The sequence below is a fragment of the Microbacterium sp. K27 genome (genome assembly GCF_004794435.1).
In the GTDB taxonomy this organism is placed as follows: Bacteria; Actinomycetota; Actinomycetes; order Actinomycetales; family Microbacteriaceae; genus Microbacterium; species Microbacterium maritypicum_A.
Genome location: NZ_SSDK01000031.1, coordinates 118978 through 134211, shown reverse-complemented (window position 1 = coordinate 134211; position 15234 = coordinate 118978). Strand labels below are relative to the sequence as shown.

General features: G+C 69.0%; 16 protein-coding genes. 6 read left to right on the top strand and 10 right to left on the bottom strand.

The window, feature by feature from the left end:
* Positions 1–92 precede the first annotated feature (92 nt).
* From DW307_RS04210 to DW307_RS18390, 4 genes are all read right to left on the bottom strand, one after another.
* Complete coding sequence (locus tag DW307_RS04210; protein ID WP_136024077.1) at positions 93–842, bottom strand: sulfite exporter TauE/SafE family protein; 750 nt, start codon at positions 840–842, stop codon at positions 93–95.
* Entirely contained in the window at positions 839–1426 is a 588-nt protein-coding gene (locus DW307_RS04205) for an ankyrin repeat domain-containing protein (RefSeq protein WP_240750482.1), read from the bottom strand. Before DW307_RS04205 ends, DW307_RS04210 begins: the two co-directional genes overlap by 4 nt.
* Positions 1427–1605: 179 nt before the next feature.
* Positions 1606–2244: a bifunctional 4-hydroxy-2-oxoglutarate aldolase/2-dehydro-3-deoxy-phosphogluconate aldolase gene (locus DW307_RS04200; protein WP_029267830.1), complete on the bottom strand. Its 639-nt coding sequence runs from the start codon at positions 2242–2244 to the stop codon at positions 1606–1608.
* Between the two features lie 62 nt (positions 2245–2306).
* A complete protein-coding gene (locus tag DW307_RS18390; RefSeq protein WP_446723825.1) occupies positions 2307–2867 on the bottom strand; it encodes a ribosomal protein L7/L12 in 561 nt (186 codons plus the stop codon).
* Positions 2868–2938: 71 nt separating this feature from the next.
* Between DW307_RS18390 and rlmN the strand changes: the two genes are divergently transcribed.
* Positions 2939–4240, top strand: coding sequence for a 23S rRNA (adenine(2503)-C(2))-methyltransferase RlmN (rlmN, locus tag DW307_RS04190; protein WP_029267826.1), 1302 nt, complete (start codon positions 2939–2941; stop codon positions 4238–4240).
* Here rlmN and DW307_RS04185 read toward each other — a convergent pair.
* On the bottom strand, positions 4189–4812 hold the full coding sequence (locus DW307_RS04185; protein ID WP_136024075.1) for an NAD(P)H-dependent oxidoreductase: 624 nt from the start codon (positions 4810–4812) through the stop codon (positions 4189–4191). The genes rlmN and DW307_RS04185 overlap by 52 nt on opposite strands.
* Before the next feature lie 65 nt (positions 4813–4877).
* Here DW307_RS04185 and DW307_RS04180 point away from each other — a divergent pair, with 65 nt between their 5' ends.
* Together DW307_RS04180 and DW307_RS04175 are read left to right on the top strand one after the other, a co-directional pair.
* The gene (locus tag DW307_RS04180) at positions 4878–5450 is read left to right on the top strand and encodes a TetR/AcrR family transcriptional regulator (RefSeq protein ID WP_029267822.1); all 573 of its coding nucleotides are present in this window, start codon (positions 4878–4880) and stop codon (positions 5448–5450) included.
* An 86-nt stretch (positions 5451–5536) separates the two neighbouring features.
* The gene (locus tag DW307_RS04175) at positions 5537–7177 is read left to right on the top strand and encodes a DUF4407 domain-containing protein (RefSeq protein ID WP_136024073.1); all 1641 of its coding nucleotides are present in this window, start codon (positions 5537–5539) and stop codon (positions 7175–7177) included.
* A 40-nt stretch (positions 7178–7217) separates the two neighbouring features.
* Here DW307_RS04175 and DW307_RS04170 read toward each other — a convergent pair whose 3' ends face one another.
* A complete protein-coding gene (locus tag DW307_RS04170; protein WP_136024071.1) occupies positions 7218–7526 on the bottom strand; it encodes a hypothetical protein in 309 nt (102 codons plus the stop codon).
* Between the two features lie 112 nt (positions 7527–7638).
* On the opposite strand from DW307_RS04170, the gene DW307_RS04165 reads away from it, so the two are divergent.
* Genes DW307_RS04165 through DW307_RS04155 form a run of 3 tightly spaced genes read left to right on the top strand, consistent with a single transcriptional unit; the run spans position 7639 to position 10637 of the window.
* Complete coding sequence (locus DW307_RS04165; RefSeq protein WP_240750480.1) at positions 7639–9051, top strand: aminotransferase-like domain-containing protein; 1413 nt, start codon at positions 7639–7641, stop codon at positions 9049–9051.
* Between the two features lie 10 nt (positions 9052–9061).
* Positions 9062–9571 (top strand): hypothetical protein, encoded by a 510-nt coding sequence (locus tag DW307_RS04160; RefSeq protein ID WP_136024067.1) that lies wholly within the window; start codon positions 9062–9064, stop codon positions 9569–9571.
* A 52-nt stretch (positions 9572–9623) separates the two neighbouring features.
* Positions 9624–10637 (top strand): aldo/keto reductase family protein, encoded by a 1014-nt coding sequence (locus tag DW307_RS04155; RefSeq protein ID WP_136024066.1) that lies wholly within the window; start codon positions 9624–9626, stop codon positions 10635–10637.
* A gap of 102 nt (positions 10638–10739) precedes the next feature.
* On the opposite strand, the gene DW307_RS04150 is transcribed toward DW307_RS04155, so the two are convergent.
* From DW307_RS04150 to DW307_RS04135, 4 genes are read right to left on the bottom strand one after another with little or no spacing between them, the layout of a single operon-like run.
* Entirely contained in the window at positions 10740–11660 is a 921-nt protein-coding gene (locus DW307_RS04150; RefSeq protein WP_205810359.1) for a carbohydrate ABC transporter permease, read from the bottom strand.
* On the bottom strand, positions 11657–12619 hold the full coding sequence (locus tag DW307_RS04145; RefSeq protein ID WP_136024064.1) for a carbohydrate ABC transporter permease: 963 nt from the start codon (positions 12617–12619) through the stop codon (positions 11657–11659). The genes DW307_RS04150 and DW307_RS04145 overlap by 4 nt, the downstream gene beginning before the upstream one ends.
* A 3-nt stretch (positions 12620–12622) precedes the next feature.
* A complete protein-coding gene (locus DW307_RS04140; RefSeq protein WP_136024062.1) occupies positions 12623–13933 on the bottom strand; it encodes an ABC transporter substrate-binding protein in 1311 nt (436 codons plus the stop codon).
* A 54-nt stretch (positions 13934–13987) separates the two neighbouring features.
* Positions 13988–15223, bottom strand: coding sequence for an aminotransferase class V-fold PLP-dependent enzyme (locus DW307_RS04135; protein ID WP_136024060.1), 1236 nt, complete (start codon positions 15221–15223; stop codon positions 13988–13990).
* Positions 15224–15234: the final 11 nt, after the last annotated feature.

Here is a 15234-nt window from a genome sequence, read left to right as displayed (position 1 = left end):
GCGAGCCGCGCCGCGCGGAACCCCGCTCGTCTCCGTTCTCGCAGGGCCGAAGGGGGCACCACCGGGGTCAGAGCGGGAGCAGATAGATGGGGTCAGATCAGCAGGTAGACCGCACCGACGATCGTGAGTGCGATCACGATGCGGTCGAACACACGCTGATTCATGCGACGGGCGACCCGCAACCCGAGGAGCGCGCCGACCACCACGAGCGGCGCGAGCACGGCATCCATCAGCAGTACCGGTGGCTCGAACAGCCCGAGGCCCGCGAGGAACGGCACCTTGATCACATTGATGATGGCGAAGAACCACGCGGAGGTGCCGAGGAACACCTGCACCGGGGTGCGGGTGGCCAGGAAGTACATCGACATGACGGGCCCGCCGGCGTTCGCGACCATGGTCGTGAAGCCGCCGAGCGTGCCGTAGGCGCCTGCGAGCAGGATGCCGCTGGAGGGCGGTGACGCGGTATCCGCTCTGCTCTGCCGCCACCGGCGCCACAGCGTCACGGCGATCATGAGCAGCAGGATCACTCCGATCGCACGGCGCACCACACCATCGCCGGCGAGCGCGAGGAACGCGAATCCGACCAGCAGTCCCGCGATGACCGCGGGGGCGAGCCGCAGCAGCGTGGGCCAGTGCGCGTGCCGGCGGTAGGCGAACAGGGCGAACAGGTCGCCGACCATCAGGAGCAGCAGGGTCGCCGCGGTCGAGGTGCGGGCGGGCAGGACGGCCGCGAACAGCGCGATCGCCAGGATGCTCCCGCCCGGCAGTGCGGTCTTCGAGATGCCGATGACCGCCGCCGCCACCGCGAGCGCCGCCCAGGCCCACGGGTCGAGGGCGATCACCGTTCGAGCTCGGCGACGATCGCGTCGTAGCCCCTGGCCTTCGCGAGGTCGACCGGGAGCACGCCGTCGCCGTCCGGGATGCCGCTGTCGGCCCCGCCGTCGAGGAGGGCACGAACCACGTCGACGTAGGTCGAGGATCCGTCGCCGAGCACGATCGCCTCGTGCAGCGCCGTCCAGTTCAGGTTGTTGATGTGGTTCGGGTCGACGCCGGCCTCGAGCAGGATCTCGATCGTCGCGAGCAGTCCGCGCTCGGACGCCGGGATCAGGGCCGTGCCGCCGAAGCGGTTGGTGCTCGCGAGGTCGGCGCCGTTGTCGAGGGTCAGACGGAGGATCTCGTCATGTCCGCGCGCGCCCGCGTAGAGGTAGGCGGAGTCCTGGATGTCGTCTTTGGCGTTCACGTCCGCCCCCGCCTCGATCAGGGCCCGGGCCGCGTCGACGTGGTTCGCCTTGGTCGCCGCCACCAGGGCTGTCATCCCGCCGGATCCGCGCGCCTCGATGTCCGCGCCCTCGTCGATCGCCGTCTGCACGGCGATCGCGTCTCCGTCCTCAGCGGCGGCGAGCAGATCGCGAGTGGCTTCGGTCATGGCAGCCTCCTGGGTCGACGGGGAAGGATGCGGCGCTGCTGTGCAGGCCGTCACGGTCAGCAGGGCAACTGTGACGGCGCCGACGGCCAACATCCTTCGCGCACGCATGCATCCGGTATACCAAAAGATGCCGGACATCGGGTGATCAACCTCGCGCGGTGATCAGTCCCGTGTGGCGGTCAGCTCCGCGCGGCGGTGAGTGCCGTGGCGAATCGCGCGGCGCGCTGCTCGATGTCGGCCCAGTCGCCGTTCGCGATCGAGGTTCCGTTCGCCAGGTCTCCGCCCGCACCGACCGCGACCGCGCCGGCGGCGAACCAGGCGGCCAGGTTGTCGGGGTTCACGCCGCCGGTGGGCATGAGCGGGGCGTCGGGGAACGGTCCCCGCAGGGCGCCGAGGTAGGACGGGCCGCCGAGCGACGCCGGGAAGATCTTCACGACGTCGACGCCGAGCTCGAGCGCGCCCATGACCTCGGTCGGCGTCATCGCGCCGGTCATCACGACGCGGCCCGTGTCGAGCATGCTGCGCGTGAGGTGCGGCAGTGTGCCGGGGCTGACCAGGAACTCGGCTCCGGCGTCCGCTGCGTGCTCGGCCTGTGCAGCGGTGGTCACAGTGCCCGCGCCGACGTAGGCGGCGTCGCCGTGGCGGGCGATGAGTTCGCGGATGACCGCCGGAGCGTCCGGAGTGGAGAAGGTCACCTCGATGCCGGTGACACCGCCGCGGATGATCGCCTCCGAGGCCTCGATGGCCAGTTCAGGGGAGGGGGCGCGGAGGACGGCGAGGATGCCGGTCGTGCGGGCGCGGTCGAGACGGTCGGACATGGGGCTCCTTCATCGGGCGGGCACGTCCATTCTCCCGGGCGCAGCCTGTAATGACAAGTTGGTCAGGACGCGTGGGTGTGCGGCCAGGCCTCAATCAGGTCCTTCAATTCCTTGAGTCCGAGTCCCGTGTGCTCGCGGAGCGCCTTGATCGCGGCGATGGCGGAACCCCCAGCGACCATCCGGTCGATCTCGGAGGCCACCGAAGCCGGCAGCGACGCACGCACGGACGAAGGGGTCGCGACCATCGGGGTGATCGACGAGCGCGTGGCCGTGGCGTTCGACACGGCGGCGAGGTGCGGCGCCGTGGTGCTGACCGACCAGTGGTCGATGCGGTCCTTCGCTTCCTTGAGGCCGACGCCCGAGTGGTCGCGGTACAGCTTGATGGCGTGGATCTTCTGCCCGGCCCCGACGAGCCGGTCGATCTCGGCGATCACGCTCGGCGTCAAACCGGAGACGGCCGTCGACGCCGACGAAGCGGGAGCCGTGCGCGCGGTCGTCGGCGACGGGGTGAACACCTGCGGCTCTGGCAGCTTGGGGCGCATGCCGCGGACCGCGACGGCGAGGATCGCCACGACGACGATCAGGCCGACGACGATCGCGATGATCCACAGCACGGCATCCATGGGCTCAGTCTAGAGAGGTCACCGCCCGCGCCCCAGGGCCTTCCCATCCGCCACCGCGTACCCTGGAGGGTATGACCGAGACTCCCCGCACGCGCGAGACGCGCCCCGCAGCATCCGCGTCCGCCCCGCAGGGACGCCCCGCCCAGGGCAAGGTGCGCGAGACCAGGAAGCCACAGGTGCGCCCTGCCACCGAGGGATGGACCCAGCAGAAGGACGCCGAGGGGCGTCCACTGCTGCAGTTCGCGAGCCCCAAGCGCGGCAAGCCGCCGGTGCACCTGGCCGACCTCACGCCGGCCGAGCGCGTCGAGAAGGTGAAAGAGCTCGGCCTGCCCGGCTTCCGTGCCAAGCAGCTGTCGACGCACTACTTCCGTCACTACACGTCGGACCCCGAGCAGATGACCGACCTCCCGGCCGACACCCGCGAGCAGCTCGTCGCCGGGATGCTCCCGCCGCTGCTCACCGAGGTCCGCCGCCTCGAGACCGACCGCGGCGACACGATCAAGTTCCTGTGGCGCCTGCACGACGGCGCCCTGGTCGAGTCGGTTCTCATGCGCTACCCCGGCCGCATCACGCTGTGCGTGTCGAGCCAGGCCGGCTGCGGCATGAACTGCCCGTTCTGCGCGACCGGCCAGGCGGGCCTGACCCGCAACATGTCGACCGCCGAGATCATCGAACAGATCGTGCGCGCCAACCGGCTCATCGCCGAGGGCGGTCTGGGCGGCAAGAAGTCCGACGACCACAGCATGGAGCGCGTCTCGAACATCGTCTTCATGGGGATGGGCGAGCCGCTCGCCAACTACAAGCGCGTGATGGATGCGGTGCGCTCGATGGTCGCTCCGCAGCCGGACGGGCTCGGGATGAGCGCCCGCGGCATCACGGTCTCGACGGTGGGCCTGGTGCCCGCGATCAAGAAGCTCGCCGACGAGAACATCCCGGTGACCTTCGCGCTGTCGCTGCACGCCCCCGACGACCACCTGCGTGACGAGCTCATCCCGGTGAATTCGCGCTGGAAGGTCGACGAGGCCCTCGACGCCGCCTACGACTATTACGCCAAGACCGGTCGCCGCGTCTCGATCGAGTACGCGCTGATCAAGGACATGAACGATCACGCCTGGCGTGCCGATCTGCTGGCGGAGAAGCTCAACCAGCGTGGACGCGGCTGGGTGCATGTGAACCCGATCCCGCTGAATCCCACGCCGGGCTCGATCTGGACGGCGTCGGAGAAAGACGTCACGAACGAGTTCGTGCGCAGGCTCAACGACGCCGGCATCCCGACGACTCTCCGCGACACCCGCGGCAAGGAGATCGACGGCGCCTGCGGTCAGCTCGTCGCCACGACCGAGGATGAGGCCGCCTCCGCCGCGATGGCCTGAGGCCGGCCGGCACGGCGGGCGTCGACGGCGCCGAGGTGCTCGGCGCGGTCGAGCCACCGGGAGATCGTGGTCTCGCTCGCATCCTTCACGCCGAGCATGCGATGGGTGCGCACCGAGCGGATCCCGCAGAAGCGCATCGTGCCTCGGGCGACGTGGGTCTGGGCGGGCAGCCCCGTGAAGGGTGTGAAGTACCAGGGCGTGTCCGCGAGCAGCAGCAGCCTGCCCCTTCGCGCGGGCAGCAGTCCCTCGACGAGCCCGAGCTTCGTGTAGCGGTACTCCTGCTGCGGCAGCAGGGCGCGGTCGAAGAAGCCCTTGAGCAGCGCGGGCACCGACCCCCACCACAGCGGCGTCGCGATGACGATCGTGTCGGCGTCCTGCAGCGCGCGCTTCGCCTCGACGAGGTCGGGCTCGAGCGTCATGCGCTCGCGGTAGCCGAAGCGCAGGTTCGGATCGAAGTCGAGGTCGCGGAGGGCGAGCACACGGGCGTCGCCGTGCCCTGCGGCGTAGCGCTGGGCGAGAGCGGCGGTCAGGGAGCGGGCGTCGGGGTGGCCGTCGATCACGAGAGCGGGCATTTCCGGTTCCTATCTGGACAGTGTCAAGCTGGTGGACACTGTCAAGATAGGAGAGGATGTTGCTCATGTCAAGTTCCAAGGACGGGTACCACCACGGCGATCTCGCCCGTGCTCTGGAAGACGCCGCCATGCAGCTGCTGGAGCGGATGCCCGCGGCGGAGATCAGCCTGCGCGAGGTCGCCAGGGCCGCGAACGTCAGCCACAACGCCCCGTACCATCACTTCTCCGACCGCCTGGGACTGCTCAAGGCGATCGCCGAGCGCAGCATGGCCGATCTCCTGGGCCAGGTGAGCACCGCTGCCGAGAAGGCCTCGACCCCGCGGGCCGCGCTCGCCGACGGGGGCTCGGCGTACATCCGCTTCGCCGTCGAGCACCCGCACGCGTTCGACGCCGTCTACGACCCGACGGTCTGCGTGCCCGGATCCCCGACTCCCACCATGGCGCCGTTGATCGACGGGCTCGAGGCGGTGCTCGCCGAGGGGGCGGCGGCAGTCGGCCTTGATCGACCGACGGATGTCGTCGCGCTGTGGGGACTGATCCACGGGCTCGGCACGCTCGCTGCGGCAGGCCACTTCACGCTCGAGGACGGACTGTCGGCCTACGCCGCGGCCCTCGATCGGCTGCTTCCCGCGGAGTGATCCGTCATGGTTGCGTCGTCCAACCTGTGAGTCGCTCAAAGCACTCTTCCACGCGATGCACAGGCGAGGTTTCGTAGATTGTTCGAATGCCCTATTCCGCCCATCGACCGGGTCGCTACGACTCGCAGGGTCGGATCATCCTCGACGGCGAACCCGACGCCGTCACGGATGACCTCGACTTCCTGCGTGAGTTCGAGCCCACCGGCACCGACCACGCCACCCGTGAGGTGCCCGAGTCCGTGCCCGCAGAGACGACCCCGATTGCCGACGCGATCGCCGCGGACGATTCCGCCGCCGAAGAATCCGCTCCGGTGAAGCCGCCGCGGGAGCCGCGCATCCGCCGTCCCCGCGCGAAGCGCGCACCGCGCACTCCCGGTTCGCGCGCGCGAACCCTCGCGATCCTCGGCGGTGCGGAGGGCGAGATCCTCGACCGTGTTCCCGGCGAGACCCCGCGCTTCGTGCAGATGTTCTTCGTGCTCGCCGGCACCGCGCTCGTCTCGGCGATCTCGATGCTCTTCGCACTCACCACCGGGGTGCAGGCGGCCGTCTGGTTGGCCGTGCCCCTGGCGCTCGTCTGGGCGCTCATCATCTTCAACCTCGACCGATTCCTCACATCGACCATGAGCTCGACCAGGAACGTCTGGCGACTCATCGGGCTTGCGATCCCGCGCGTGATCATGGCCGCGATCATCGGCTTCGTCGTGGCCGAGCCACTCGTGCTGCAGATCTTCCACAACGACATCGCCCGCGAGGTCGCCTCCACCAACATCACCCAGTCGCAGTCCGACCAGGAGGCGCTTGAGAACGGCCCGGAGAAGATCGCGCTCGACGCGGCATCCGCCAAGGTCGCCGAACTCGAGAACCAGGCGGCGACCGGCATCGTCGCCGGCACCGACTCCTCGTCGGCGACCGAGTCCGCGGCTCAGGCCACGGTCGACGACGTGACCGCGAAGATGACCGCCCAGCAGGCCGTGATCGACCAGGCGCGCGTGCTGTACCAGTGCGAGCTCACGGGTGAGGGTGCCGGCACCGTTCCCGGCTGCACCGGCGTCAACGGCCAGGGCGCCAGTTCGGACGCCGCCAAGGCGCAGCTCGCCGAGGCTCAGCAGACCTACGACGCCCTCGCCGCCCAGCTGCGCACCGCCAACGAGGAGCTCGCCGCGGCCGGCACTGCGGCGAAGGAGAACACCTCGTCGTCCGAGGCGCAGAACCGCGAGCAGGCGAAGTCGCAGCTGCCGACAGCTCGCGACTCCTACGATCAGGCGCTCGCCGCGTACAACGCACGCGCCGATGCGGTCGCGCAGGGCAACGCCGGAGCGGTCGGCCTGCTCAGTCAGATCAGCGGATTGAACCGGCTGAGCGAGAAGGAGCCCTCGATCCTGTGGGCGCACATCCTCATCGCCGCGCTGTTCTTCATGATCGAGCTGCTGCCGGTGCTGGTGAAGGTGCTCACGAGCTACGGTGATCCGAGCCTCTACGAGAAGGCCGCCGCGATCCGCAAGCAGGTCGCCCTCGACAAGGTGACGGCCGAGGGCTTCCGAGACCGTGCGCAGATCGTGACGGATCAGTCCCAGGGGATACAGGCGGAGGCCGGCTCCGGTGAGCCGCAGACGCGTGCGGAACGCCGAGAGGCGGCCGAGGCGCAGGAGCGGGAACGGGCGGAGAAGCGCGCGCAGGCGCAGACGCTCGAGGAGCAGGAGCAGCTCGTTCGTCCGACGATCGGCTGAACCGGGCATCGCGGTGCGGCGAGGCTGCGCGAGGCTCCGGTCAGGCGGGTTGGGGAATCCGCTCCGGTATCCGTGACGCCTGCTGCGGGGAGAGCTCGCCGACCCGGATGCTTCCCCGCACCGGTTCGTCGCGGACGGCGGCGGCGATCGAGCGGATCAACGCCACGGTCGACGGGGTGCGTGCCCAGCGCGCCCCGGTCATCAGCGCCTCGATGCGGGCGAGCGGATGCTGAAGCATGACATCGTGCTGGCGGACATCATCGCTGAGCCACTCCAGGAGCTGCGCGATGGTCCAATCGGGATTGATCGGTCCAGTCTCTGAAGGACGGCTGGCGAGATGCGTGTTCATTGGTCCAGAATCGGTTCTCATGAGCGTGAAGGACAGGGCCAATAGCGGGCCAATGGATCAGGTATCGGCCATTCCTGCGGTACGAGCGGCATCTCTCGTCCACGCAGGTGACGTGTCCTCGGAGGCGCTCTCGGCACGCCTCGGCCGCTGGACACAGGGAGACGGCACTCTCGCCGCCCGGCTCGCGCGAGGCATCGAGGGTCTGATCGCAAGTGGAGAGCTGCGCCCGGGGGACCGGCTGCCCGCGGAGCGCGCACTGGCAGCGGCAGGATCCGTCTCGCGCGGCACGGTCGTCGCTGCGTACGGCGACCTCGCGGACCGCGGTCTCGTCGACCGGCGGCAGGGGAGCGGCACCCGCATCGCCGGGACAGCCGCAACCGCCGTGCCTGCCTCACGACCAGGACGCGGAGAGGCCCTCTTCTCGGCGCTGCCGAACGCGATCGATCTCCTGCGCACCGTGCCGCAGATCTCCGACCTCGGGGTGCAGCTCATTCGCGATCACAAGCCGCGGCTCGACCTCGCTCTGCTGCCGGAGACCGACCCTGCGGGCCTGCCTGCGCTGCGCACCCTCATCGCCGACATGTACGCCGCCGAGGGAACACCGACCACACCGGAGCAGATCCTCGTCACGCACGGCGCGCAGCAGGCCATCAGTCTCGTCGTCAACGCGCTCGTGGGCCCAGGCGACATCGTGCTCGCCGAGGAGATCACCTGGCCGGGCGTCACTGATTCGGTCGGCCTGCGCGGCGGTTCGGTGTACGGCGTCCCGATGGGCGACGACGGTCTCGACGTCGACGCGCTGGAGCAGGCCCTCGCTCGTCTGCGTCCGGTACTCGTCGCCCTCAACCCGCATCACCAGAACCCGACCGGGTCGCGCCTGCCTGCAGCTGCTCGGCATCGGGTGGCCGCGCTCGCCGCGCAGTACGGCGTTCCGGTCATCGAGGATCGCGTGCTCGCCGGTATCTCCTTCGACGGGGTGGTGCCGCCCACGCTCGCCGCCGAGCGCGCCGACGCGCCCGTCATCGTGGTCGAGTCGGTGTCGAAGTGGGTGTGGGCGGGCCTGCGGATCGGCTGGTTGCGGGCGGACCCCGTGCTCGTACGACGGCTGCGTGGCGCGCGTCAGCTCGCCGACCAGTCCACCAGCGTGCCGGGTCAGCTGCTCGCTCTCGATCTGATCGCCCGCGCCGACGACCTGCGCCGCGCGAACAGCCGCATCCATCAGGAGCGGCTCCGGCTGCTGCAGCGACTGATGGCAGAGCACCTGCCCGACTGGACGGTCGAGCCGCCCCGTGGCGGGCTGTCGCTATGGGTGCGGGTGCCCGTGGGGTCGGCAGCAGCGCTCGCCCGAACGGCGGCCGCACACGGTGTCTCGATCGCCGGAAGTGCGGCGTTCGCCGTTTCCGCGTCGCCGGACGATCACATCCGCATCCCCTTCACCGCACCCGACGACGTGCTCGCCGAGGGCATCCGCCGCCTCGGAGCGGCCTGGCGCGAGTATCGGGAGACTCTCGGGATGTCTTCCTAGGCTGACCCGCATGACTCGGATGCAGCGTCGGACCATGCGGATGCAGACGCTGTGGATCTCGATCGCCGGTGTGCTCGCCGTCACGATCTATGCTGCGCTCGCCGCGGTGCAGATCTTGGAGTGGACGCCTCTCGCGGCCGCTCCCGGGCTCACTCTCGACCAGATCCGAGCTGAGCTGAGCGGAGCGGGTGAGTCGCTCAACGCGCCGACGACCTTCATGATTCTCGGGGTGGGAGTCGTGCTCGCCCTCGCCCTCGGTGTGGTCGCGATGACGTCGAGGGCCGCTCCCATGATCGCGGCTGCCGGCTTCCTGAGTCTGCTCATGCTCGGAGCCCCGGGCTTCTTCCTCGCCTCGTTCGCCCCGGGCATGGCGCTGGCCGATACCTTCATGATCTCGGCGGGCGTCTCCCTCCCCGGAGTGCGAGCGTTCTACATCATCAGCGCCTTCGCGGCAGCCCTGCTGATGCTCGGCGGGGTGGTCGCCGTGCTCCGGGCACGCGCCGCTCCTGCGTCGGCCTGACCTCTTCCTCGCGTCCGGCCCCGCTGACGGTGTCAGCCAGTAGCGTTGATCCATGGTCAACTATCGCTATCTCGGCAACAGCGGTCTCAAGGTCTCGGAGATCACCTACGGCAACTGGGTCACCCACGCCTCGCAGGTCGGCGACGACGCCGCCGTCAAGACCGTCCACGCCGCCCTCGACGCCGGAATCACCACCTTCGACACCGCCGACACGTACGCCAACACGGCGGCGGAGGTCGTGCTCGGCAAGGCCCTGGAGGGGCAGCGCCGCGAAGGCCTGGAGATCTTCACGAAGGTCTACTTCCCGACCGGTCCGAAGGGGCCGAACGACACCGGCCTGAGCCGCAAGCACATCTTCGAATCGATCAACGGTTCGCTCGCGCGCCTCGGCACCGACTACGTCGATCTGTACCAGGCACACCGCTTCGACTACGAGACCCCGCTGGAGGAGACGTTCCAGGCCTTCGCCGACGTCGTCCGCCAGGGCAAGGCGCTCTACATCGGCGTCTCGGAGTGGACCGCCGAGCAGCTGCGCGAAGGGCACGCCCTCGCGAAGCAGCTCGGCATCCAGCTCATCTCGAACCAGCCCCAGTACTCGATGCTGTGGCGTGTGATCGAGGGCAAGGTCGTCCCGGCGTCCGAAGAGCTCGGCATCTCGCAGATCGTCTGGTCGCCGATGGCGCAGGGTGTGCTCAGTGGCAAGTACCTGCCGGGTCAGCCGGTGCCGGAGGGCTCGCGCGCCACCGACCCGCACAGCGGCGCCGACTTCATCAAGAGCTTCCTGCAGGACGACATCCTCACCGCCGTCCAGCGCCTGAAGCCGATCGCCGAGCAGGCCGGCCTGTCGATGCCGCAGCTCGCGATCGCGTGGGTGCTGCAGAACCCGAACGTGGCGGCCGCACTGGTCGGCGCGTCCCGTCCGGAGCAGCTCGCCGAGACCGTCAAGGCCTCGGGCGTCAAGCTCGACGCCGACACGATGGTGGCGATCGACGCGGCCCTCGGCGACACGGTCAACCGCGACGCCGAGAACACCTACTCGGTGTCACCGAAGTCGCGCCTGGTCTGAGTGCCCTGATCTGACGCCGAGACCCATCGGTAACGTCGAGACCCACCCCCGCTGACGTACGCGCGGGTGGGTCTCGACGTTGGGCGTGGGTCTCGGCGACGGTCATTCCTTGACGGCGCCGGCGGTCAGGCCCTGCACGATCCAGCGACTCGCGAGGGCGAACATCGCCATGGTCGGCAGGATGGTCAGGACCGCGGCGGCACTCATGGAACCCCAGTCGATGTTGAAGGTGGAGATGAAGCCGTTCAGCGCCGATGGCACGGTGCGGTTCGCGTCGGTGTTCATGAGCACGACCGACAGGAACAGCTCGTTCCAGCAGTTGACGAAGTTGAAGATGAACGCCGCGATGATGCCGGGGGTCATCACCGGGACGAGCACCCGGAACAGAGCGCCGAGGCGTGAGCATCCGTCGATCATCGCCGCCTCTTCGAGCGCGTCCGGCACGTTCTCGAAGAAGCCGCGGAGCATGACGGTCGAGAACGGGATGCAGATCGCGATGTAGACGAGGATCAGGCCGGGTTTGGTGTCGACCAGTCCCAGGTCGGTCATCATCGAATACAGCGGGCCGAGCGCGATGAACGCCGGAATCATCTGCGTGAGCAGGAACGCGATCAGGATCGTCCCCTTGCCGCGGAACTCGAACCGGGCCAGCACGTAGGCGCTCAACAGGGCGATGAGGGTGGCCACGGCACCGCCGACGACCGCGACCAGGGCGGAGTTGCCGAGGAAGACGCCGAACGAGCTCTTCTGGAAGAGGCTGATGTAGTTCTCGAGCGACGGCTCGCTCGGCCAGTACTCGATCGGGAACCGGTTGATCGTCCCCGGCGACTTGATCGACGTCAGCGCGATCCAGTACAGCGGGAACAGCGTGATCACGAGCCAGAGGCCGAGGCCCACGACGCGGATGACACCGCCGACCGTGACACGCGGCTTCGGTCGCGGGGCGGATGCCGGATCGGAGACGGTGATGCGCCGGGTCTCGGTGATCGAGGAACCTGTCCGCGAGGCGTCTGTCATGGTCATCGCTGCACTCTCCGCATCGCCATCAGGTAGAACGCGCAGAACACGAACAGGACCGCCATCACGATGAGGCCGATCGCGCTCGCGAAGCCGTAGTTGCCCTGCTGGGTGTAGTTGATCATCCAGGTCGTGATGATGTGCGTCTGGTTGGCGGGTCCGCCGTTGGTCATCGCGTAGATGATGTCGGGGAAGTTGAAGATCCAGATCACCCGCAGCAGGATCGTCAGCAGCAGCGTCATCGAGATGTACGGGATGATGATCGAGAACAGCTGCCGGAACTTGCCCGCGCCGTCGAGGCTCGCCGCCTCCAGCATCTCGTCGGGCACCGACTGCAGCGCCGCGAGGATCATGATCGCGAAGAACGTCACGCCGTACCAGACGTTGGCGACGATCACCGCGAACATCGCGAGCTTCGGATCAGCCAACCAGGGGAGCGGGGCGTCGATCAGCCCCGCCTTCATGAGCAGGTCGTTGACCACGCCGAACTCCGCGTTGAACATCCAGCGGAACAGCATGCCGATCAGGAAGCCCGACACCGCCCACGGGAAGAACACGAGCGCCTGGTAGAGGCCGCGGAAGCGGAACCTCTTGCGCAGGGCCAGGGCGATCAGGAATCCGATCACGAGCTGCGGCACGAGCGAGCCGACGACCCAGAGCAAAGAGTTCCACGCCACGGTCGGGAAGGCAGGATCCCGGAACACCGCGAGGAAGTTGTCGAAGCCGACGAACGGCGTCGAGGTGAGGTCCCACAGGTTCCAGTCGTGGAAGGCCATGCGCGCGCCCTGCAGCATCGGCCAGTAGGTGAACCAGCAGACGAAGACGATCGCCGGCGCGAGGAAGGCCAGCAGCGTCCACGCCTGACGGCCGCGGAACGGGCGTCGGCGGGATGCCGGGGAGGCCCCGGCGGCGGTCTGCTGCGAAGCAGTGCCGACGGAGCCTCCCTTCTGAGCGGTGCGGGCCACAGGTCAGCCCTTTTCCGCGGCGTACTTCTCGGTCCAGAACGCATCCCACGAGGCCAGCAGGTCGCTGGTCGACATGTTGCCCAGCAGCACGTTCTGCACGTCCTGGTCGGACTTCTGGATCCACTCGGTCCACCAGCTGACCCCGCGCGGCTGGCGCACGTTGACGTAGGTCTCCGGGTCTTCGGTCATGGTGACGTAGCTGGTCCACGGGCCGGACGAGTAGAACTCGTCGTCGGCGGCGGACGTGATGATCGGCACCAGGCTGTTGGCCTGTGCGAACTCGGTGGCGGGCTCGGCGGACGACAGGAACTCGACGAGCTTGACGGCCGCCTCCTTGTTCTCGCTGTTCTCGGCGACGCCCCAGCCCGCGACGGCGAGTGGCTGCGCGGCCTTGTCCGAGGGGCCGACGAGCAGGGGAGCGGTGTCCCACTGGTCCTCGGTCAGCGAGGAGTCCTGCACGGTCGCGATGACCTCGGGGTCCTGCAGCAGGAACGCCGTGGTGCCGTTCGTGAAGCCGGCGACCATCTCGGGGTAGCCCCACGAGACCGCGGAGGGCGGGGAGGCTTCCTTGAACAGGTCGAAGTAGTCGTCGACGGCGTCCTGTGCCTCGGGCGCGGCGAAGATCGTCGAACCGTCCTCCATCAGGAACGCGTCGTCGACGTCGAGTCCGTCGATCGTGTACGCCTCGATCGCCGCGACCACGTTGCTGTTGGCGTTCTGACCGCCGCGGAAGGCGTAGCCGTAGATGTTGTTCGACGGGTCCTGGATCGTGCTCGCCTGCTCCAGAAGGTCCTTCCAGCTGTGCGGCGGACCGTCGAAGCCTGCGTCCTTCACCAGGTCGGTGCGGTAGAACAGCGACAGCCCGTAGAAACCGTAGGGCACGAAGTAGCTCTTGCCGTCGGCGGCGACCGAAGCGGACTGGGCGTTGTCGGTCAGCGCGTCCCAGCCGTCCCACTTCTCGAGGTCGGGGCCCAGGTCGTAGAGCCAGCCGTTGTTCGCGAACGGCCCGACCGTGATGTCACGCACCTCCAGCACGTCGACGCCCTTGCCGGACTGCAGCATCTGCTGGATCTTCGCGTCGGCCTGCTCGGTGGGAGGCGAGACGAGGTTGACCGTGATCTTCGGGTTCGCCTTCTCGAAGTCGTCGAGCAGCCCGCGCAGGAGCTCGGTGCGGGCGGGGTTGGTCAGGCTCTCGACCATCTGCAGGGTGACGGTGCCGTCGGTGGACGGGCCGGAGCTTGCGGAACAGCCGGTGAGAGCGAGGACGGCGACGGTGCCGAATCCCGCTGCGGTCGTCAAGATCTTGTTCTTCACGATGTGCCTCTCGGTGGGGTGGGGGTGGGTGTTGCGGTCGGGTGGGTGTTGCGGTCAGGGGACGATGAGGGAGTCGGCGGGACGGATGCCGGCCCGGCTCAGGATCTGCGGCACGCAGCGCTCGACGAAGGTCTCGTAGTCGGCGGCCTCGTTGTAGAGGTGGGCCGAGAGCCGGAAGTAGCCGACCCCGCGGAAGCTCGTGAACGCCGTCTCGACGCCGACCTCGTCGAGCAGGTCCATCCGCAGGCCGTCGGCCTCTTCGCGGGTCGCGCCGAGCCCGAGCGGAAGACGCACCAGTCGCATCGACGGCACCGGAGAGGGGAGTGGCGTGAGCGGATCCTCGTCACCGTACGGGCGCAGGGCTTCGGCGATCAGCTCGGCGCCGGCGTCGGCGATCTCCGCCATGGCCGTGCGTGCCGAGGCCCAGCCGAACTCGCTCTCGATGAAGTCGATCGCGGTCGGGGTGGCCAGGTACGTGGTGGCGTCGATCGTTCCCTGCGTGTCGAAACGGGAGGGGTACGCCTCCCGCGCGGCCCACGAGTCGATGAGCGGCCAGAGCTCGTCGCGGTCGGCGGCGGAGGTCACCAGCAGGGCGGAGCCGCGCGGGGCGCACGGCCATTTGTGCATGTTCCCGAACCACCAGTCGCCACCCGCGACGGTGGCCGCATCCGGGATGAGGCCGGGGGCGTGGGCGCCGTCGACGAGCGTGCGCACGCCGCGCTCGGCTGCCGCATCGGCGATGCGTCGGGTGGGCAGCACGCGGGCGGTCGGGGAGGTGATCTGGTCGACCACGATCAGACGTGTGCGGGGGGTGAGCTCATCGGCGAAGAGCTGAACGATCTCGTCGTCGGAGGAGAGCAGCGGCAGGGCGACGGTGCGCACGCGCGCCCCGAACCGGCGGGCGAGGCGCTCGGCTCCCATGGTGATGGCGCCGTAGCCCTGGTCGGTCACCAGGATCTCGTCGCCGGCTTCGAGCTGCAGTGCGTTGTAGACGACGGTCGCGGCGGCCGAGGCGTTGGGCACGAAGGCGCTGTCCTCGGCGCGCGCGCCCACGAACGGGGCGGTGCGCTCGCGGGCCGCCTGCACGCGCTCGGCGATGCGCGGGAACCACTCGACGGGGCTGAGGTCCGCGCGGCGGCGCAGGGCGTCCTGGTGCTCGACGACGACGGACGGGACCGCGCCGAAGGATCCGTGATTGAGGTGGATCACCGCCGGGTCGAGGGGCCAGGCGTCGCGCGCTCGCATGCCGGAGTTCAGCGTGAGCGGTGCGGGGAACAGCGGTGTGGGCATCAGTCCTCATC

Coding starts and splice junctions, on each gene's coding strand:
- DW307_RS04205 (WP_240750482.1), bottom strand. CDS start 1,426: ATGACCGAAGCCACTCGCGATCTGCTCGCCGCCGCTGAGGACGGAGAC.
- DW307_RS04200 (WP_029267830.1), bottom strand. CDS start 2,244: ATGTCCGACCGTCTCGACCGCGCCCGCACGACCGGCATCCTCGCCGTC.
- DW307_RS04160 (WP_136024067.1), top strand. CDS start 9,062: ATGACTCGGATGCAGCGTCGGACCATGCGGATGCAGACGCTGTGGATC.
- DW307_RS04150 (WP_205810359.1), bottom strand. CDS start 11,660: ATGACCATGACAGACGCCTCGCGGACAGGTTCCTCGATCACCGAGACC.
- DW307_RS04155 (WP_136024066.1), top strand. CDS start 9,624: ATGGTCAACTATCGCTATCTCGGCAACAGCGGTCTCAAGGTCTCGGAG.
- DW307_RS04185 (WP_136024075.1), bottom strand. CDS start 4,812: ATGCCCGCTCTCGTGATCGACGGCCACCCCGACGCCCGCTCCCTGACC.
- DW307_RS04180 (WP_029267822.1), top strand. CDS start 4,878: ATGTCAAGTTCCAAGGACGGGTACCACCACGGCGATCTCGCCCGTGCT.
- DW307_RS04170 (WP_136024071.1), bottom strand. CDS start 7,526: ATGAACACGCATCTCGCCAGCCGTCCTTCAGAGACTGGACCGATCAAT.
- DW307_RS04175 (WP_136024073.1), top strand. CDS start 5,537: ATGCCCTATTCCGCCCATCGACCGGGTCGCTACGACTCGCAGGGTCGG.
- DW307_RS04135 (WP_136024060.1), bottom strand. CDS start 15,223: ATGCCCACACCGCTGTTCCCCGCACCGCTCACGCTGAACTCCGGCATG.
- rlmN (WP_029267826.1), top strand. CDS start 2,939: ATGACCGAGACTCCCCGCACGCGCGAGACGCGCCCCGCAGCATCCGCG.
- DW307_RS18390 (WP_446723825.1), bottom strand. CDS start 2,867: ATGGATGCCGTGCTGTGGATCATCGCGATCGTCGTCGGCCTGATCGTC.